Here is a 1,596-nt window from a genome sequence, read left to right on the forward strand (position 1 = left end):
GCCTTTTCGATCACGCCCTCGATGCCGCCCACCATGTAGAAGGCCTGCTCGGGCAGGTGGTCGAACTCGCCGTTCACCACGCGCTCGAACGACTCGATGGTGTCCTCGAGCTTCACGTACGCGCCCGGGGTGCCCGTGAACTGCTCGGCCACGTGGAAGGGCTGCGACAGGAAGCGCTGGATGCGGCGGGCGCGGCCCACCGTGACCTTGTCTTCTTCCGACAGCTCGTCCATGCCCAGGATGGCGATGATCTCCTGCAGCTCCTTGTAGCGCTGCAGGATGCGCTGCACGCTGGTGGCCACCGCGTAGTGCCGCTGCCCGATGTACTGTGGGTCCACGATGCGCGACGTGGAGTCGAGCGGGTCCACCGCCGGGTAGATGCCGATTTCCGTGAGCGCGCGGCTGAGCACCGTCGTGGCGTCAAGGTGCGCGAAGGCCGTCGCGGGCGCCGGGTCCGTCAGGTCGTCGGCGGGCACGTAGATGGCCTGCACCGAGGTGATGGAGCCGTCGCGCGTGGAGGTGATGCGCTCCTGCAGGCCGCCCATCTCCGTGGCCAGCGTGGGCTGGTAGCCCACGGCCGAGGGCATGCGGCCCAGCAGCGCCGACACCTCGGAGCCCGCCTGCGTGAAGCGGAAGATGTTGTCGACGAAGAAGAGCACGTCCTGCTTTTCCATGTCGCGGAAGTACTCCGCCACCGTCAGCCCGGCCAGGGCCACGCGAAGGCGCGCGCCGGGCGGCTCATTCATCTGCCCGTAGACGAGGGCCACGGAGCTCTCGGCCAGGTTGTCGTCCTTGATCAGCCCCGCCTCACGGAACTCCAGCCACAGGTCGGTGCCCTCGCGGGTGCGCTCGCCCACGCCGGCGAACACCGAGCGGCCGCCGTGCCCCATGGCGATGTTGTGGATGAGCTCCTGGATGACCACCGTCTTGCCCACGCCGGCGCCGCCGAAGAGGCCGATCTTGCCGCCCTTCACGTACGGGGTGAGCAGGTCCACCACCTTGATGCCCGTCTCGAGGACCTCGGTCTTGGCCTCGAGGTTCACGAACAGCGGGGCGTCGCGGTGGATGGGCCAGCGCTCGACCGCGGCGGGAATTTCGCCGCGCTCGTCCACCGGCTCGCCCAGCACGTTCAGGATGCGGCCCAGCGCGTTGGCCCCCACGGGCACGCCGATGCTGCCCCCGGTGTCGACCACGTCCATGCCGCGCACCACGCCGTCGGTGGCTTCCATGGCCACGGCGCGCACCTGGTTGCGCCCGATGTGCTGCTGCACTTCAAGGGTGATGTTCACCGCGCCGCGGCCGTCCGCCGCCGGGGCGCGGACCACCAGGGCGTTGTAGATCTCGGGAAGGTGGCCCGAGAACTCGGCGTCGATGACGGGGCCGATGACCTGGACCACGCGGCCCACCTGCTGGGTGGGCGCGGGCACTGTGGCCCGCTCGGGGGCAATCGCTGCCATGTATGCTTTCTCCTCGCTCGTGGGATCTCGCGTGTTATTCCAGCGCCGCCGCACCGCCGACGATCTCGGCGATTTCCTGCGTGATGGCCGCCTGCCGCACGCGGTTGTACGTCCGCGTGAGCGTTTCCAGGATGTCGCC

General features: G+C 69.3%; 2 protein-coding genes. Both read right to left on the reverse strand.

From position 1 onward, the window contains the following. Nucleotides 1–1,457, reverse strand: a 1,457-nt coding sequence (atpD, locus tag VIB55_RS11205; RefSeq protein WP_331876748.1) for a F0F1 ATP synthase subunit beta, incomplete at its 3' end; no start/stop codon positions are given. A gap of 34 nt (nucleotides 1,458–1,491) precedes the next feature. Continuing rightward, nucleotides 1,492–1,596 (reverse strand): F0F1 ATP synthase subunit gamma (locus VIB55_RS11210; protein WP_349263014.1); only part of this gene is annotated, 105 nt, incomplete at its 5' end.

The sequence above is a fragment of the Longimicrobium sp. genome (assembly GCF_036554565.1).
Taxonomy (GTDB): domain Bacteria; phylum Gemmatimonadota; class Gemmatimonadetes; order Longimicrobiales; family Longimicrobiaceae; genus Longimicrobium.